Annotated in this window: 17 protein-coding genes and 1 tRNA gene; 6 read left to right on the top strand and 12 right to left on the bottom strand. The window is 73.2% G+C overall.

Translation table 11 applies throughout. The annotated features are described in order from the left end of the window. Positions 1-27: 27 nt before the first annotated feature. Positions 28-645, top strand: a complete 618-nt coding sequence (locus tag ACIRO3_RS13860; protein WP_404135953.1) for a hydrolase — start codon at positions 28-30, stop codon at positions 643-645. Here ACIRO3_RS13860 and ACIRO3_RS13855 read toward each other — a convergent pair. From ACIRO3_RS13855 to ACIRO3_RS13845, 3 genes are all read right to left on the bottom strand, one after another. Further along, entirely contained in the window at positions 629-1,075 is a 447-nt protein-coding gene (locus tag ACIRO3_RS13855) for an ATP-binding protein (protein WP_361773054.1), read from the bottom strand. The genes ACIRO3_RS13860 and ACIRO3_RS13855 overlap by 17 nt on opposite strands. A 64-nt stretch (positions 1,076-1,139) precedes the next feature. Continuing rightward, on the bottom strand, positions 1,140-1,505 hold the full coding sequence (locus ACIRO3_RS13850) for an STAS domain-containing protein (protein WP_361773051.1): 366 nt from the start codon (positions 1,503-1,505) through the stop codon (positions 1,140-1,142). Positions 1,506-1,862: 357 nt separating this feature from the next. After that, a tRNA-Pro gene (locus ACIRO3_RS13845) sits at positions 1,863-1,936 on the bottom strand. Between the two features lie 115 nt (positions 1,937-2,051). On the opposite strand from ACIRO3_RS13845, the gene ACIRO3_RS13840 reads away from it, so the two are divergent. After that, complete coding sequence (locus ACIRO3_RS13840) at positions 2,052-2,543, top strand: DUF309 domain-containing protein (RefSeq protein WP_404135949.1); 492 nt, start codon at positions 2,052-2,054, stop codon at positions 2,541-2,543. Positions 2,544-2,590: 47 nt separating this feature from the next. On the opposite strand, the gene ACIRO3_RS13835 is transcribed toward ACIRO3_RS13840, so the two are convergent. The 4 genes from ACIRO3_RS13835 to ACIRO3_RS13820 are packed head-to-tail and all read right to left on the bottom strand — an operon-like array spanning position 2,591 to position 5,851. After that, on the bottom strand, positions 2,591-2,983 hold the full coding sequence (locus ACIRO3_RS13835; RefSeq protein ID WP_361773045.1) for a VOC family protein: 393 nt from the start codon (positions 2,981-2,983) through the stop codon (positions 2,591-2,593). A gap of 5 nt (positions 2,984-2,988) precedes the next feature. Continuing rightward, entirely contained in the window at positions 2,989-3,621 is a 633-nt protein-coding gene (locus ACIRO3_RS13830; RefSeq protein WP_404135946.1) for a lactate utilization protein C, read from the bottom strand. Continuing rightward, the gene (locus ACIRO3_RS13825; RefSeq protein WP_404135943.1) at positions 3,618-5,099 is read right to left on the bottom strand and encodes a lactate utilization protein B; all 1,482 of its coding nucleotides are present in this window, start codon (positions 5,097-5,099) and stop codon (positions 3,618-3,620) included. The genes ACIRO3_RS13830 and ACIRO3_RS13825 overlap by 4 nt, the downstream gene beginning before the upstream one ends. Continuing rightward, complete coding sequence (locus ACIRO3_RS13820; RefSeq protein WP_404135940.1) at positions 5,096-5,851, bottom strand: (Fe-S)-binding protein; 756 nt, start codon at positions 5,849-5,851, stop codon at positions 5,096-5,098. Before ACIRO3_RS13820 ends, ACIRO3_RS13825 begins: the two co-directional genes overlap by 4 nt. A gap of 18 nt (positions 5,852-5,869) precedes the next feature. Between ACIRO3_RS13820 and cobF the strand changes: the two genes are divergently transcribed. After that, entirely contained in the window at positions 5,870-6,622 is a 753-nt protein-coding gene (cobF, locus tag ACIRO3_RS13815; protein WP_404135937.1) for a precorrin-6A synthase (deacetylating), read from the top strand. Here the strand turns inward: cobF and ACIRO3_RS13810 are convergent. The 3 genes from ACIRO3_RS13810 to ACIRO3_RS13800 all read right to left on the bottom strand — a co-directional run bounded on the left by ACIRO3_RS13810 (position 6,609) and on the right by ACIRO3_RS13800 (position 10,969). Continuing rightward, a complete protein-coding gene (locus tag ACIRO3_RS13810; protein ID WP_404135934.1) occupies positions 6,609-7,757 on the bottom strand; it encodes an aminotransferase class V-fold PLP-dependent enzyme in 1,149 nt (382 codons plus the stop codon). The two genes, cobF and ACIRO3_RS13810, sit on opposite strands and share 14 nt — an antisense overlap. 154 nt (positions 7,758-7,911) lie before the next feature. Beyond that, the gene (locus tag ACIRO3_RS13805) at positions 7,912-9,519 is read right to left on the bottom strand and encodes an endo-1,3-alpha-glucanase family glycosylhydrolase (protein WP_404135931.1); all 1,608 of its coding nucleotides are present in this window, start codon (positions 9,517-9,519) and stop codon (positions 7,912-7,914) included. Between the two features lie 514 nt (positions 9,520-10,033). Further along, entirely contained in the window at positions 10,034-10,969 is a 936-nt protein-coding gene (locus ACIRO3_RS13800) for a cation diffusion facilitator family transporter (protein ID WP_404135929.1), read from the bottom strand. 218 nt (positions 10,970-11,187) lie between these two features. On the opposite strand from ACIRO3_RS13800, the gene ACIRO3_RS13795 reads away from it, so the two are divergent. The 3 genes from ACIRO3_RS13795 to ACIRO3_RS13785 all read left to right on the top strand — a co-directional run bounded on the left by ACIRO3_RS13795 (position 11,188) and on the right by ACIRO3_RS13785 (position 14,230). Continuing rightward, positions 11,188-11,760 carry a hypothetical protein gene (locus tag ACIRO3_RS13795; RefSeq protein WP_404135926.1) on the top strand — a complete coding sequence of 191 codons (573 nt, stop codon included), beginning with the start codon at positions 11,188-11,190 and terminating at the stop codon, positions 11,758-11,760. 89 nt (positions 11,761-11,849) lie between these two features. Next, positions 11,850-13,259: a sulfatase gene (locus ACIRO3_RS13790; protein WP_404135923.1), complete on the top strand. Its 1,410-nt coding sequence runs from the start codon at positions 11,850-11,852 to the stop codon at positions 13,257-13,259. Positions 13,260-13,303: 44 nt separating this feature from the next. Beyond that, positions 13,304-14,230, top strand: a complete 927-nt coding sequence (locus tag ACIRO3_RS13785) for a formylglycine-generating enzyme family protein (protein ID WP_404135920.1) — start codon at positions 13,304-13,306, stop codon at positions 14,228-14,230. A gap of 18 nt (positions 14,231-14,248) precedes the next feature. On the opposite strand, the gene ACIRO3_RS13780 is transcribed toward ACIRO3_RS13785, so the two are convergent. Together ACIRO3_RS13780 and ACIRO3_RS13775 are read right to left on the bottom strand one after the other, a co-directional pair. Further along, the gene (locus ACIRO3_RS13780) at positions 14,249-15,055 is read right to left on the bottom strand and encodes a hypothetical protein (protein ID WP_404135917.1); all 807 of its coding nucleotides are present in this window, start codon (positions 15,053-15,055) and stop codon (positions 14,249-14,251) included. Positions 15,056-15,117: 62 nt separating this feature from the next. Next, complete coding sequence (locus ACIRO3_RS13775) at positions 15,118-15,666, bottom strand: GNAT family N-acetyltransferase (protein WP_404135914.1); 549 nt, start codon at positions 15,664-15,666, stop codon at positions 15,118-15,120. Between the last annotated feature and the right edge of the window lie 5 nt (positions 15,667-15,671).

Below are 15,671 nucleotides of genomic sequence, written 5' to 3'. Positions count from 1 at the left end.
CACCCGACGACCCTAGGAGACCGCCCCATGACCACGCCCATGTCGCCCGCAGGCCCCGGGCCCACCGCCCTGGCCCTGGATGCCGCCACGGCCCTGGTCCTCATCGACCTCCAGAACGGGACCCTGGCGATGCCCACCACCAGGCCCGCCGCCGAGGTCCTGAAGAACGGCGTCGCACTGGCCGAGGCCTTCCGCGCCCACGGGCTGCCGGTGGTCCTGGTCAGGGTCGGCTGGTCCCCCGACGGCGGGGACCTGCCCACCCTCCGGGTCGACCGCCCCGGACCGGCCGCGGCCCCGCCCGCGGCGTTCTCCGAGATCCCGGCCGAGCTGGCAGCGCTGGGAACCGTGATCGTCACCAAGCGGCACTGGGGTGCGTTCACCGGCACCGAAATCGATCTGCAGCTGCGCCGCCGGGGCGTGCGCCGCATCGTCCTGGCCGGCATCTCCACCAGCATCGGCGTGGAGTCCACGGCCCGCGCGGCTTGGGAGCACAGCTACGAGCTGGTCTTCGCCGAAGACGCCACCGCCGACTCGGATCCCGACGCGCACGCCCACAGTTTCGGCAAGATCTTCCCGCGCATCGGCATGGTCAGCGCGACCGGCGAGGTCATCGCGGCCCTGGACGCCCTCAAGCCCCGGGACTGACGGGCCCGCCGCCGGGTCCGCCCGTTCCGTCGGGCCCGACCTCCAGCCAGACGCACTTCCCGTCCGGATCCGGCCGGGAACCCCAGGTCCGGGCGAGGCGTTCGACGATCAGCATGCCGTGCCCGCCGGGTCGGCCCGGCGCCGCCGAGCCCGCGGGGATCGGTACCGGCGGGGCCGGGTTGCCGTCGGTCACCTCTATCCGCAGCCGCTCCGGCGTGCGGTCGAGGACGAGCACGCCCGGCCCTCCGCCGTGCAGACAGGCGTTCGACACCACCTCGGACACCAGGAGCAGTACGTCGTCGGTCGCGTCCGCCGGCCACCGCCAGGTGTCGAGCGCCATGCGCGTGAAGTCCCGGCTGCGCGTCACCGGGTGGCGGGCGCCCGCCAGCTCCAGGAGCCAGGTCCGGTCGGACGACCCACGCTGCTCCATGGTGCTCAGACTCCTCGTGTCCTCGTTCGAAACGCCGGGCGTCCGCTCGTCGGGCGCCGACCGCCTAGCCGGGCTGTCGACCACTGAGCGCCTGCTCCACGTCGGCGTGCACCGGGAAGACCCCGTCCGCGCCGGTGATGCGGAACATCCGTGCGACGGGCCCGGCGAGGCCCGCCAGCTCCAGGGTGCCGTCGGCCTCCTGGGCCGTGATCCTGCTGTGCAGCAGCACGTTCAGGCCGGTGGAATCACAGAACTCCAGCTTCGAGAGGTCCACCAGCAGGCGGACGCCCGGGGTGATCGCCGCGTCGAGGGCATCCCGCAGGGGCTGGGCCGTGTCGTGGTCCAGCTCCCCGGTGAGAGCCAGGATCACAGCACCCTCCGTGGCCCGCTCCACCACGGTGAACCGCTCTTTCTCCACTCCCGGCACCATCCGCCATCATCCTTCCGTCCCGCTGCCGATGCGTCTGCCCCGATCCCGCCGGGATACGCGCCACGGCATGAAGTCTGTCGGACCGGGCGGGCACATCCCCGCAACCGGTCGGGAACCACACCGTACGCGGAAGCGGAAGCGGCCCCGCCGCCGCCCGTGCCGAACGACCGACGACGCCCCCGTCACGCCTCAACGGCGCCCCGCCTGACGGCACTTGTCCGCGCAGAGCACACGGGAAGCACGCCGGGAGCACGCCGGGAGCACGGAGAACGAAGGATCGGGGAGCGGATCGCGGCAACGAAAGAGAGGCCGTATCGGATGAATCCGATACGGCCTCTGCTTCACGACTCTCACGAGTCGGGACGACAGGATTTGAACCTGCGACCCCTTGACCCCCAGTCAAGTGCGCTACCAAGCTGCGCCACGTCCCGTTCTGCTTTGCGCCTTCCACCTGGGGTTTCCCCCTCGTGCCGGGCACATGCAGAACATTACCCCACGCCGAGGGGTACGCGTGCACCGGTAATCGGCGGGAGAGAGGATGTGCGGGTGAACGCACGGGATCGGGATGGCGAGGGGCGGGCGCGGAGCGCGCGCCCGCGGGACGGGCTCGGGCGGCCGTTGCCGTACGGAACGCCGGGGGTCGAGCGGCAGCCCGAGGGGGTGGTGCGGACGCCCGCGGCGACGCTCGCGGAGGCGCAGCGGCTGCTGGACACCGGGATGCCCTTCCACGCGCACGAGGTGTTCGAGGACGCCTGGAAGTCGGGCCCGCCGGCCGAGGCCGCGCTGTGGCGGGGTCTCGCCCAGTTGGCGGTGGGACTCACGCACGCGGCGCGGGGGAACGCCACCGGTGGGGCCCGGTTGTTGCGGCGCGGCGCCGGCGTGCTGGCCGGGTTGGACGCGCCGTACGGGATCGACCTGCCCGGACTGGTGGGGTGGGCCGGGGCGCTGGCCGGCCGGGTCGAGTCCGGCGCGGCGGTGGACGCGGTGGCCGAGGCACCCCGGCTCGCCGCGACCCCGGACGGACCGGCGGCGGCCTGACCGTCCCGCGCCGGAGCCGTGCGCCGGCCGGCGCGGGTCCCGACGGGCTACGCCGCCGGTTGGAGCAGGTCCCAGCGGTTGCCGTACAGGTCCTCGAAGACCGCGACGGAGCCGTACGTCTCGTGGCGCGGCTCCTCCAGGAAGCGGACGCCCTCGGCGGTCATCCGGGCGTGGTCGCCCGTGAAGTCGTCGGTGTGGAGGAAGAACCCGACGCGGCCGCCGGTCTGGTCGCCGACCCGGGAGCGCTGGGCCTCGTCCTTGGCCCGGGCGAGCAGCAGGGCCGCCTCGGTGGCGCCTCGCGGCCGGACCACGACCCAGCGGGAGCCGTCCGGTCGGGCGGTGTCCTCGACGAGGGTGAAGCCGAGGGCGCGGGTGTAGAAGTCGATGGCCTCGTCGTAGTCGTGGACCACGAGGGCGGTGAGGGCGATGTGTGCGGACATGGGTCCTATTGTGCGGACGCGTCGAGCAGCACGACCTCCAGGGTCCGGGGGCCGTGTACGCCCTCCACCCGGTCGAGCTCGATGTCGCTGGTCGCCGAGGGCCCGGAGATCCAGGTCAGCGGGCGGGTGGGGTCCAGCCGTTCCAGGGCCTGCGGGACCGAGTCCACCAGCCGGTCGGGGATCCGGACCACGCAGATGTGGTGGTCGGGGACCAGGGTGATCCGGCGCCGGCCCTGCTCGGGGCCGCCGTCGAGGACGAGGGTGCCGGTCTCCGCGACGGCCAGGGCGCAGCCGGTCACGACGCTGTCCACGCCGTCGAGTTCGGCCGGGGTGGACGCGGCCAGGTCGGGGACGAGAGCCACGTCGGCCTCGGCGAGCCAGTGCGGGGGCAGGCCGGGCGGGACGAGCACGGTGGCGGAGCCGCGTCGGGCGAGGAGTCGCGCCAGGAGCGGCGCCAGGCCGTCCTCGTCGGCGCGGTGCACCGTCGCCCGGTACTCGGTGAGGTGGGCGGCGAGCAGGTCGGCGCTCTCCGCGGGGGTGCGGGCGCCGTGGCTGCGGAGGTAGTCCCGGGGAATCGGCACGTCGGGGCCGTCCACGGCTCGTCGGATGCGGCCCAGGACGCGGTCCCTGGTGCTCATCGGTTCTTTCCTTCCCGGTCGCCGCGTTCGCGGGCCCACCAGTCGCGGAAGGACTCGGCGGGCGGGCTCGGCAGGTCGCGGCTGTCGGTCCAGGCCCGGCCGGGTCCGGGCAGTCGGCGCGGTCGCAGGCGGCGGGCGCGGGACAACAGCCGCTCCCCCGCCCGGAGGGCGCCCGGGCGGTCGAGGAGGAGTCGGGCGGCCCGCATGGCGGCCCGTTCGGAGGTGTGACCTCGGGCGGGGCGGATGCGTACGCGGATGCCCTCGCGGGTCACGGGCCCGCCTTGGGCGACGCGTTCCCGGAGGTGGACGAGGACCTCGGGGATGTCGATGGCGACGGGGCAGACTTCGTAGCAGGCGCCGCACAGGGTGGAGGCGTAGGGCAGGGAGGCGTCGATCTCGCTTCCCGTGCCGCGCAGTTGGGGGCTGAGGATGGCGCCGATGGGGCCGGGGTAGACGGAGCCGTAGGCGTGGCCGCCGGCGCGTTCGTAGACGGGGCAGACGTTCAGGCAGGCGGAGCAGCGGATGCAGCGCAGGGCTTGGCGGCCGACCGCGTCGGCGAGGGTGTCGGTGCGGCCGTTGTCGAGGAGGACGAGGTGGAAGGCGGTGGGGCCGTCGCCTTCGGTGGTGCCGGTCCACATGGTGGTGTAGGGGTTCATCCGCTCGGCAGTGGAGGAGCGCGGCAGCGTCTGGAGGAAGATCTCCAGGTCCCGGAAGGTCGGCACCACCTTTTCGATGCCCACGACCGAGATGAGGGTCTCGGGCAGGGTCAGGCACATCCGGCCGTTGCCCTCGGACTCGAAGACGACCATGGTTCCGGTCTCGGCGACCATGAAGTTGGCTCCGGACACGGCGACCTTGGCGCGCAGGAACTTCTCGCGCAGGTGCAGGCGGGCCGCTTCGGCGAGTTCGCGCGGGTCGTCGCCGAGTCCATCGGGTGCGGGCCTGCCCCAACTCCCCATTTCGGCACGGAAGATGTCGCGAATCTCGGCACGGTTGCGGTGGATGGCGGGGACCAGGATGTGTGAGGGCCGGTCGTGACCCAGTTGCACGATGAGTTCGGCCAGATCGGTTTCGTACGCGGCGATGCCGGCCGCCTCCAGCGCTTCGTTGAGGCCGATCTCCTGCGTGGCCATCGACTTGACCTTGACGACCTCGCGTTCGCCGGTGGCCAGCACCAGTGTGGTGACGATCCGGTTGGCCTCGTCCGCGTCGGCCGCCCAGTGCACGGTGCCACCGGACGCCGTGACCGCGTCCTCCAACTGCACGAGGTAGCGGTCGAGGTGACGGAGCGTGTGGTCCTTGACCGCCTTGCCCGCCGCGCGGAGCCGGTCCCAGTCCGCCAACTCCCCCACCGCGCGGGCCCGTTTGTCGCGGATGGTGTGCGTGGCGTGCCGGAGGTTGGCGCGCAGGACCTCGTCGTGCACGGCGTCGCGCGCCGCGGTGGGGAAGGCGGGCATGCCGAGCGGGATGGCGGTCATCGCGGAAAGTCCTCCTCGGTCGCGGCGAGGATCTCCGCGAGGTGCAGGGCGCGCAGCGGGACGTCACGGCGGCGGAGCATCCCGTCGAGGTGGGCGAGGCAGGAGTTGTCGGCGCCGCACAGCACCTCGGCGTCGGTGGAGAGGGCGGCGCGGATCTTGTCGGCCCCCATCGCGGCGGACACGTCCGGGTTCTTGACGGCGAAGGTGCCGCCGAAGCCGCAGCATTCCTCGGCCCCGGGGAGTTCGACCAGTTCCAGGCCCTTGACGGCGGCCAGGAGCCGCCGGGGGCGGTCCCCGAGGCCGAGGGTCCGCAGGCCGTGGCAGGAGGGGTGGTAGGTGACGGTGTGCGGGAAGTACGCGCCGACGTCGGTCACGCCGAGGACGTCGACCAGGAACTCGGTCAGCTCGTACACGCGGGGCACGAGGTCGTCGGCGAGCCCGGCGAGCTCCGGGCCGCGCCCCTCGTCCGCGGCCCTGCGGCCGATCCGGGGGTAGTGCTCGCGGATCATGGCGGCGCAGGATCCGGAGGGGGTGACCACGTACGCGTGCCCCGCGAAGGCCTCGGCGGTGCGCCGCACCAGCGGTTCGCTCTCGTGGCGGTAGCCGGTGTTGTACTGCGGTTGCCCGCAGCAGCTCTGGGCGGCGGGGAAGTCCACGTCGACGCCGAGCCGCTCCAGGAGGCGGACCACCGCGATGCCGGTCCGGGGGTACAGCGCGTCGTTGACGCAGGTGACGAACAGGGCGGCGCGCATGACGGGCAGAATAGCGGGGTGAAGAAGTTCTACGTGATCGGCATCGGCGCGGGCGACCCGGACCACCTGACCCTCCAGGCGGTCAAGGCGATCGGCGCCTCGGACGCATTCCTCATTCTGGAGAAGGGCGAGGAGAAGTCGGACCTGACCGGGCTGCGGCGGGCGATGCTGGAGGAGTACGCCCGTCCCGGCCACCGGCTGGTGGAGGGCCGTGATCCGGACCGGGACCGGACGCCCGCGCACTACGCCCCGACCGTGGACGGCTGGCGCAGCGCCCGGGCGGAGATCTTCGAGCGGTTCATCGCCGAGGACCTGGCGGACGACGAGACCGGGGCCTTCCTGGTGTGGGGCGACCCCTCGTTGTACGACTCCACGCTCGCGATCCTCGACGAGGTGCTGGAGAAGGGCCGGGTCGCCTTCGACCACGAGGTGGTGCCCGGCATCAGCAGCATCTCCTCGCTGCTCGCCCGGCACCGGACCACCCTGAACCGGGTGGGCCGGCCGGTACAGATCACCACCGGCCGGCGGCTCGCGGAGGGCTGGCCGCAGGACGTGGACGACGTGGTGGTGATGTTGGACGCGCGGCACGCCTTCACGGCCCACCTCGACCAGGACCTGTACATCCACTGGGGTGCCTACGTCGGCACGCCCGACGAGATCCTGGTGTCGGGGAAGCTGGCGGAGGTGGCCGGCCGGATCGAGGAGCTGCGGACCGAGGCCCGCGCCCGCAAGGGCTGGATCATGGACACGTACCTGCTCAGGCGCCCTTGAGGTAGTCGGGCAGGGCGGCGGCCAGGCGTTCGTACTCCTCGGGCCGGTTGTAGATCTGGCCGCAGACCCGGATGCCTCCGCCGCCCGGCCAGGGCCAGATCAGCACGCGTACGCGCGGCTCGGCGGCGATCCGTTCGCGCAGGGCGCGGGCGCTGTCCTGGGTTTCGGCGATGCCGGGCGGCAGGCGCAGGGCGCGCATGGCGAGCCCCTCGGTGTGCGGGAGCCGGGTGAGCCCCGGGATCTCGGCGAGCAGGTCGGCGCCGTGGGCGGCGAGCGCGGCGTTGTGGGACCGCACGGCGGCCGCGTCGAGGCGGTCGAGGAGGTCCAGGCCCTCGGGTGCGGCCAGCCAGCCGGTGTAGTCGGCGGTGGCCCGGTTCTCGACGGAGCGGGGGAAGCCGTGCTGGTCCTCCCACGAGGGGACCAGGGCCCGGATGCGGGAGCGGTGGCGCTCGGCGACGGCGAAGACGGCGCTGCCGGAGGGCGCGTAGCCCCACTTGTGCAGGTTCCCGAACCAGAAGTCGGCGCCGCCGGCCAGCGGGTCGGCGAGCATGCCGGGGGCGTGGGCGCCGTCGACGATGGTGGTGACGCCCCGGGCGGCCAGGTCCGCGAGGAGCGCGGGGCCGGCGATGAGCCGGGCGGTCGGCGAGCTGATGTGGTCGAGCACCGCCACCTTGGTGCGGGGGGTGAGCGCGGCGAGCACGGTCTCCCGTACGGCGTCCTCGTCGGGGAGGTACGGGTCGAGGGTGACCGTGGTGAGGGGGGCGCGGCGGGCGGCGGCCGCGACCACGGTGCCGTAGCCGTGGTCGGTGACCAGGATCTCGTCGCCGTCGGCGAGGGCGAGGGCGTCGAGGGCGAGGTTCGCCCCCTCGGTGGCGTTGGCGATGAACCCGATGCCCTCGGTCTCGGTGGCGAGGTGGGCCGCGACCCGGGTGCGGGCGGCGGCGATGCGCTCCGGCACGCCGATGAAGAACACGTCGGGGTCGTGGTGGACCTCTGCCTGGAGTGCGGCGTGCGCCTGCTGCACGGGGACCGGCACGGCGCCGAACGATCCGTGGTTGAGGTGCGCGACGTCGGGGTCGAGCCGGAACAGGGCGCGCCCGCCGGGGAACTCCGCCGGGGCTTTCGGCTCGGTCACTGGGCCTCCGTGGGTGGGTCGGCTGGTGCGCCGATCATCTCCCGGGGCGGGTCCGGACCGGAAGACCGCCCCCGCCCCGCACGGAAGGGGCGCCCCGCCCCGCACGGAAGGGGCGCCTCGGCCCGTACGGAGGGGGGCGCCCCGGCCCGGCGGCCTACTCCCGGCCGCTGGTCGCCGCGTAGTACTGGAGGTCCTGGACCTCCACCCTGTGGTCCGCCGGGTAGGGGAGCTCGACCTCCGTCACGGTCCGGCCGGCCCGTACGACCTCCGCCGAGCTGACGCCGGTCTTGAGCGGCAGCAGTTCGGTGTAAAGGCCGGCCGGGGCCTCGTGGGAGTCCTCGGCGGCGCCGACGGCCGTACGGATCTTCGCCGACCCGGTCAGGAAGCTCAGCACCTCCACGGTGTCCCGGGGGGCCGCGCTGCCCCTGCGCAGCGACATCAGCAGCGACTGGTCGCCCGTCGGGTCGGCGGCGGCGAACTGGGTGCGGGCCGTGAGGTACAGGGTGTCCCGGACGATCCGCGGCCAACTTCCCGTCTTGAACCTGGTCAGGTAGTACGAGGTGAGGTCCAGGTAGGCGTACCCGTTGTGCAGGGACGGGGCGAACTGGCTGCCCTCCGAGTAGTCGTTCCAGGTGGTCAGCTGTACCCAGTCGGCGCCGTCGTCGATGGCGTGCGTCCACGTGGACCGCAGGGTGGCCGTGTTGCCGGCCTCGTCGTAGATGCCCTGGTTGGGGCGGGCGTCCTGGACGGAGACGGGCTGCATCCAGATCTTGCCCATGCCGTGGGCGCGGCGCACGTCGCGCGTCGAGCTGTCCTGGCCGACGTAACTGCGGCTGCCCCACTCCGAGAAGCCGTGGCTGATCGGTGCGAAGGCCGCGCCGTTGGCGTCGAAGTCGAGGAAGAGGGGGACGAAGGCGGTACGGATGCCGTGCTCGGACTTCAGGTCGTCGAGCACCCGGGTCCACCAGGCCACGTTCTTGGCCTCGGCCTTGAAGGGCGACACGACGAGCCGCCCGTCGCCGAGCCGGTGGGCGGCCGGGCTCTTGCCGAGGGCGGCGATGGCGTCGGCCAGGACGCCCGGGTCGTCGGTCTTCAGCGAGGTCATGTCCGGCATCAGCATGATCTTGAAGTCTGGGTCGACCGAACGGGCCGCCGCCATCAGGAGGTTGGAGCGCTCCCAGTTCTTCCCGGAGAGGGAAAGCATGTCGAGGGTGAACCCGTCGATGCCGGCCGCGCGGGCGGTGCGCACCTCCTGCTGGAGGTTGGTGTACTCCCAGTTGCCGCCCTTGGGCTGGACGGGCAGCGGGCGGTCGCGGAGCAGGCCGCCGTACCGCTCGTGCTTGCCGCTCTCCCCGTCGGGTTCGAGGTAGTTGCGGGTGTAGTAGTCGGTGTCCGCGCTCGCGTTGTCGAGGGACAGCGGGTACGGGGTGAAGTAGTGGGCGAACACCAGCTTCTTGCCGGCGGGGCCCGAGCGCAGCGCGGCCGGTCCGGGCATGTCGAAGGGCAGGGCTCCGGCGGAGCGGGCGCCGCCGGTGTCCACCTGGCCCCGGGGGACGGCCCGTTCGGACTCCTCGGGCGATCCGCTCGGGCTCGGGGTGGCCTCGGGTGTGCGGGAGGCGTGGGGCGGGGCCTCGCCGCCGGGGGCGGTGGTCCAGGGCGCGTCGATCTCGGGCGTCGCGCGGTTCTGGTACGCGTCGGCGGTGAAGGGGTCCCAGGCGACGCCCGTCGCGGCGCAGACGCCGACGAGCAGGAAGGCCGACATCAGGAACGTCAGCAGCGGTCTGCGCCCCCGGAAGGGGGGCCGGCGTCGGTGCGACGTGGGTCGTGCCTCCCGCTCTGCCCGCCGGTCCGCTCTCATATGCGTGCCCCTCCCCGGAATATGCCCCGACTGCGGGGCTGCACAGCAGTAGAGCCGATTCCCGGCTGTCAAACAACCGTTCCCCGGGAGCCGGGGCCCGGCACGTACGTCACGGGGACCACGGGAACTACGTCGACCGCTTTGCCATGGCCAACACGGCGTCCGCTGCGGGGCCCTTGGCACATCGCGGACGCGGCCGTGTTCCGTGAGCGCGCGAACGCGTACGCAACGTCCCGTACCCGACCGTTGGGCGACGGGCGGGCCCCGGGACGGCGGACGCGGCCGTCGCCCACCTGGGAGCTTCGGCCGCCGCGCCGACCCGGCCGGGCCTCCCGCCGCGTCCGTCGTCTACGCGCCCTCCACCATCCGACCGACGCGCGTCAGCCACGTCGTGGACCGCGCCCGGGGCGGGCGGCGGTCAGCCGTGCAGGGCCGACCCGTCCTCCTCGTGGCCCTCGGGCTCCAACTGGAGGGTCGAGTGGGCGATGTCGAAATGGTCGCCGACACATGCCTGCAAGCGGGTGAGGAGCCGGCCGTGGTCCTCGCCGCGCAGGGTCTGGGGATCGACCACGACGTGGGCGGTGAGCACCGGCATGCCGGAGGTGACGGTCCAGGCGTGCAGGTCGTGCACGGCCAGTACACCGGGTTCCCGCAGGAGGTGGTCGCGCACCTCGGCGAGGTCCGTGTCCTGCGGGGTGGCCTCCAGCAGGACGTGCGCCGCGTCGCGCAGCAGCCCCCAGGCGCGCGGGACGATCATCACCCCGATGACGAGGGAGGCGATCGGGTCGGCGGCCTGCCATCCGGTGAACAGGATGACCAGACCGCCGATGATGACGGCGATCGAGCCGAGGGCGTCGCCCAGCACCTCCAGGTAGGCGCCCCGCAGGTTCAGGCTGTGGTCCTTGGCGTCGCGCAACAGCCACAGCCCCACCCCGTTGGCGGCGAGGCCCACGGCGGCGACGGCGAACATCAGTCCGCCCTCGACCTCGACCGGCTCGCGCAGGCGTCCGATCGCGGAGTGGACGACCCAGACGAAGATCCCGAGGAGGAGCAGGGCGTTCAGTACGGCCGAGAAGATCTCCACGCGGTAGAAGCCGAAGGTGCGGCGCGGGGTGGGGGCGCGTTGGGCGAGGGTGATCGCGCCGAGTGCGAGGGAGACGCCGACGGCGTCGGTGAGGCTGTGGGCCGCGTCCGCGAGCAGGGCGAGGCTCCCGGACAGCAGGGAGCCGACCACCTGGAGGACGGTGATGGTCACGCTGATGCCGATGGTCCACAGCAGGCGGGTGCGGTAGGTCCCGCTGAGGGTGCCGGTGGCGGGCGGGGGTGCACCGTGGTCATGGCCCATGATCGCCATCCGACCACATGCCCCCTTCCGTCGCCGTCCGGCGCGGGCGGGGTCCGGTGCGCCGCGCAAGCCATTCGGCGGAATACGACATTCCCCTGGTCTTGCCATGAAACTGGCGCATAATCGTCGGCATGCGGCCTGAAGCACGCCTCTTGCCGCGCCTGGTCACGCATGCAATGGGGGGCATCGTGCCGATGGGGAAATCGCGACCGGCCGAAACACTGCCGATGACATCGACCGAACTGTCCTGGCTGCTCACGACCGTCCGGCGGGGTCGGGTGCTGACCGTGACCGGCCGGTTCCGCGCACCGCGCAGCCTGTTGGTGCGTGACGTCGCACGGCGGCTCTCGTCCAACTTCTGCGACGGGGTGGCCGTGGTCACGGTCGCGCGGGCCGGTGGCGTACCGGAACTCGTGGCCGCGCTGGGCCGCGTACCCGGCATGCCCTTCCTGCCCTACGGCACGCGCGACGCCGCCTCCTGGCTCGCGGAGCGGGACATGCTCCTCGTCCTGGACGGCGTGGACCACCTCACGGCCGACACCCTGCGCCGGCTGCGCGAGCTGCTCGCCGTCGCGCCCGGAGTGCGGATCCTGGCCGCCGGCCGTCGGACAGGGCCGGGTCCACCGCCTCTGAAGCCCGCCCGGGCACCCCGGCGGCCTCACCGACGCTCTCACCAACGCCCTCACCTGCGCCCGCACCGGCTCGCAACGCGCGCGGCACAGCGCCGTCATGCTCGCGCCACGGCACTGCCACAGCACTGCCATGCGGGGGACATTGAGTCGCGGCTGCTCGAATTCTAGGGTCTGACCTGCGGGTTCCGGAGGGCCATCGGTCCGCCGCGAGCCGTGCGTACGTACGTCACCTTCCCCCGCGCGTACAGGAGACCCTCGTGAGCGAGCAGCACCCCAGCGGGCCCCGGAACTCCGCCGTCGGCAGACGCGGCTTCCTCGCCGGCGCGGCGGCCGTGGCCGCCGCCGCGGCCGGCCCGGCCCTCGCCCGGGACGCGGTGGCCGCGCCGACGGCGCGCCCCAACATCCTGCTGATCGTCACCGACGACCAGCCCAAGCAGACCGATTGGGCCATACCGAAGACCATCGAGTGGCTCGGGGACCACGGCGTCACCTTCACCCACGGGCACGCGGCGACCCCGCTGTGCGCGCCGTCCCGGTCCTCCATCTTCTCCGGACGGCACGCGCACCACCACGGGGTGCGCAACAACTCCGCCTCGCACAGCCTCGACCAGTCGACCACCGTGCAACGCCACCTCAAGCAGGCCGGCTACCGCACGGGACTGTTCGGCAAATACCTCAACTCCTGGACACTCGCGGACAATCCGCCGCACTTCGAGGAGTTCGCCCTCCTCCAGCCCGGTTACAACGACGCCCGCTGGAACGTGGACGGCACCGTCCAGCAGCTCCCCGGGTACACCACGAACATCGTCAAGAACCGGACGCTGGCCTTCCTCGACAGGTCGACCACCGACAGCCGTCCCTGGTTCGCGTACGTCACTCCGTACGCCTCGCACGCGCCGAACACGCCCGCGCCGAAGTACACCGAGACGCCCGTCCCCGCCTGGAACGGCCGCCCCTCGGTCCCGGAGGACGACCGTTCGGACAAGCCCCCCTACATCCGCGACGCGACGTCCACCCTCGACGACGCCCGCGAGACCCGCAAGCGCCAACTGCGCAGCCTCCTCTCGGTGGACGACGCCGTGCGGGCCATCCACGACAAGCTGGTCGCGCTGGGCCAGTTGGAGAACACCCTCGTCATCTTCACCGGGGACAACGGCTACACCTGGGCGGACCACGGCTGGACCAAGAAGTCGGTGCCCTACTCCCCCGCCCACGAGGTCCCGTTCTACCTGTCCTGGCCGGCCGGCGGCCTCGGCGGCGGCACCCAGGACCACCGGATCGTCGCGAACATCGACATCGCGCCGACGATCCTGGACGCCGCGGGCATCGCGCGGCCCGCCGGTCAGGACGGCCGGTCCCTGCTGACCTCCGAGTCCCGGGACCACCTGCTGGTCCAGTGGTGGAAGCAGGGCACCGGCGCCGAGGGGCCCAAGACCTGGGCCTCCTACGTGGCCAAGGACAAGCAGTACACGGAGTACTACGACCTGCACACCGACGCGACGGGCGCCGTGTCCGGCACCGGACAGGTCACCTTCCGCGAGTACTACGACCTGGCCGCCGACCCGTACCAACTGAGGAACCTGCTGTACCAGGCCACGCCCGCCCAGGAGCAGGCCCTCGGTGTCCCCGCGCTGGCCGCGCGACTGGCCGCCGACCGCGCCGGCTGAGCCCCCGTCCCGCCCGTACCGCCCGTACCGCCGTCCCAGGAGTGATGTCCGTGCCGCCCAAGTCCTGCTGCGCCCCAGGCCGCGAACCGGCCGCCGCCGTGGTCGCGCTCGCGTCCCCGCCGCCCGCCCCGCGGGCCGACCCGGCGGCGGAGCGGGCCGTACGCGACCTGGTGGAGCTGGCGGGCGGCCGGTTCCTGATGGGCACCGAGGACCCGGACGGGTTCCCGGCGGACGGCGAGGGGCCGGTACGGGAGGCGGTGGTCGGGGCGTTCCGCATCGCCCCGACCACCGTCACCAACGCCCGGTTCGCCTCGTTCGTGAAGGCCACCGGACACGTCACGGAGGCGGAGTCCTTCGGGTTCAGCTTCGTCTTCGCCGGGTTCCTCGCGCCCGAACTCGCCGCGCACTCACCGGCGGTGGCCGGTACCCCGTGGTGGCGGGCGGTCGACGGCGCCAACTGGCGCCGCCCCGAGGGGCCCGGCTCCTCGTTCGCCGCGCGGCAGGACCACCCGGTCGTGCACGTGTCGTGGAACGACGCCCGGGCCTACTGCGCCTGGTCCGGCACCCGGCTCCCCACGGAGCCCGAGTGGGAGTTCGCGGCGCGCGGCGGGTTGGAGGGGAAGCGCTACCCCTGGGGCGATGAACTGCGCCCCGACGGGCGGTACATGTGCAACATCTGGAACGGTGACTTCCCCCGGCACAACACGCGCGCGGACGGCTACGCGGGCACGGCCCCCGCGAAGTCCTTCCGCCCCAACGGCCACGGGCTGTACAACGCGGTCGGCAACGTCTGGGAGTGGTCCGCGGACCGCTTCGCCGCGGCCGGCCCGGAGCGCGCGATGCGCGGCGGCTCGCACATGTGCCACGACTCGTACTGCAACCGCTACCGCGTCGCGGCGCGCACCCGCAACACCCCGGACAGCTCCGCGGGCAACATCGGCTTCCGCGTGGCGGCCGACGTCCACACCTAGTGTTGTGGCCGGATCCGCTCAGATCCGGCGGATGCGGCCCCACATCCGCGACGCGGGCACCGAGGGACGTGCCGACGCCGGTCGGTGGGATCGGAGCCGGGACCAGACCGCCTCCGGGCACCGGCCCTGCGGCCGGGACGCGAGGAACTGCCGGTACGGCACGACCCGGGGCTCGTGGCCTATCTCCACCCAGTGGGAGCGGCCGGAGACCTCGTCCCAGCCGTCGTTGGGAAGCCGGACGTGGTCGCGCCGGCCGTCCTTGTCCTTGGTGGTGATCTGCGCGACCTCGGCGCGGCCGCGCCCGGTGGCGAGCACCACGCAGTAGTGCCGCAGGTGCCGCGACGGGTCCTCCCGCAGCGGCACCATGGCCAACCAGATCTCCCCGGCCCGGGGGCGCGCCCCGCACGTGCGGTCCCAGCGGCGCACGCCGAGGTACACGGCGAGGGCGGCCAGACCGGCGGCCCCGCTCGTCAGGGCGCCGCGTGCGTTCCACGACTCGATGTCCGCCACCCGGTGCCCGGCGAAGAGCACGGCGCCGGCGACGACGGCGAGGAGGAGGGCCGCCCGGGCCAGGAACCGCCACCAGACGAAGCCGGCGCCCCGGCCGGCGAGGGCGGTGAGGGCGAGCGCGACCACGACGGGTATGCCGTACAGGATCGCCCAGGCCCCCGGGCCCTCCACCCGTACCGGCGGATCCTGCCGGGCCATGAGGTCGGGTATCAGTACCGGTGTGGCGAGCAGCCCGCCGACGATGACCACCAGGTTGAGCAGCAGATAACCCACGCACCCGATTCCGGCGCAGGACGTGTTGTCGCGACGAGCCACCAGTTCTCCCCCCAGCCCACCGGCGGCAGGCTAACGCACCCGGCGGGCTCGTGTACGGGGAATCAGCCGTGCCAGGAGGGGCGTTCCCACTCGTCGGCGGGCAGTCCGAGGATCACCTCGTCGACGAAGGCCCCGTACACCCACGCGGAGCGCCGCAGGGTGCCCTCGATCCGGAAGCCCGCGCTCTGTGCGGCCCGGATCATCGCCGGATTGTCGGCGAGGGTCTCCAGCTGGAGCCGGTGCAGACCGCGCACGGTGAACCCGTAGTGGCAGAGGAGTTGGACGCTCTCCGCGCCGATGCCGCGGCCCCGGGCGCCGGGCAGGAGGGACATCCCGAGGTGGGCGCCCCGGTTGTGGAGGTCGATGCCCCACAACAGGGCCTCGCCGGCGAGTTCGCCGCCGGCCAGGTCGACGACGGAGAAGGCGGCCTTGCCGTCGTCGGAGGGCCCGTCGGGCTCGTACGGGGAGTGGCCGCTCGCCGGGGTCAGCGGGCGCCAGGGCCGCGAGTCCGACCGGGCGTGGTTCGGTACGTCCTCGTAGAGGCCGGCGTGCAGGATCGCCACGTCGTCGGGGTGTCGGGCGCGCAGCCCGGCCAGCTGTCCAGTGATCACCCCGT

Source organism: Streptomyces sp. NPDC102278, from assembly GCF_044766345.1.
Taxonomy (GTDB): domain Bacteria; phylum Actinomycetota; class Actinomycetes; order Streptomycetales; family Streptomycetaceae; genus Streptomyces.
Note: the sequence above shows the minus strand (reverse complement) of the source record. Positions and strands in the feature narration are given on the sequence as shown.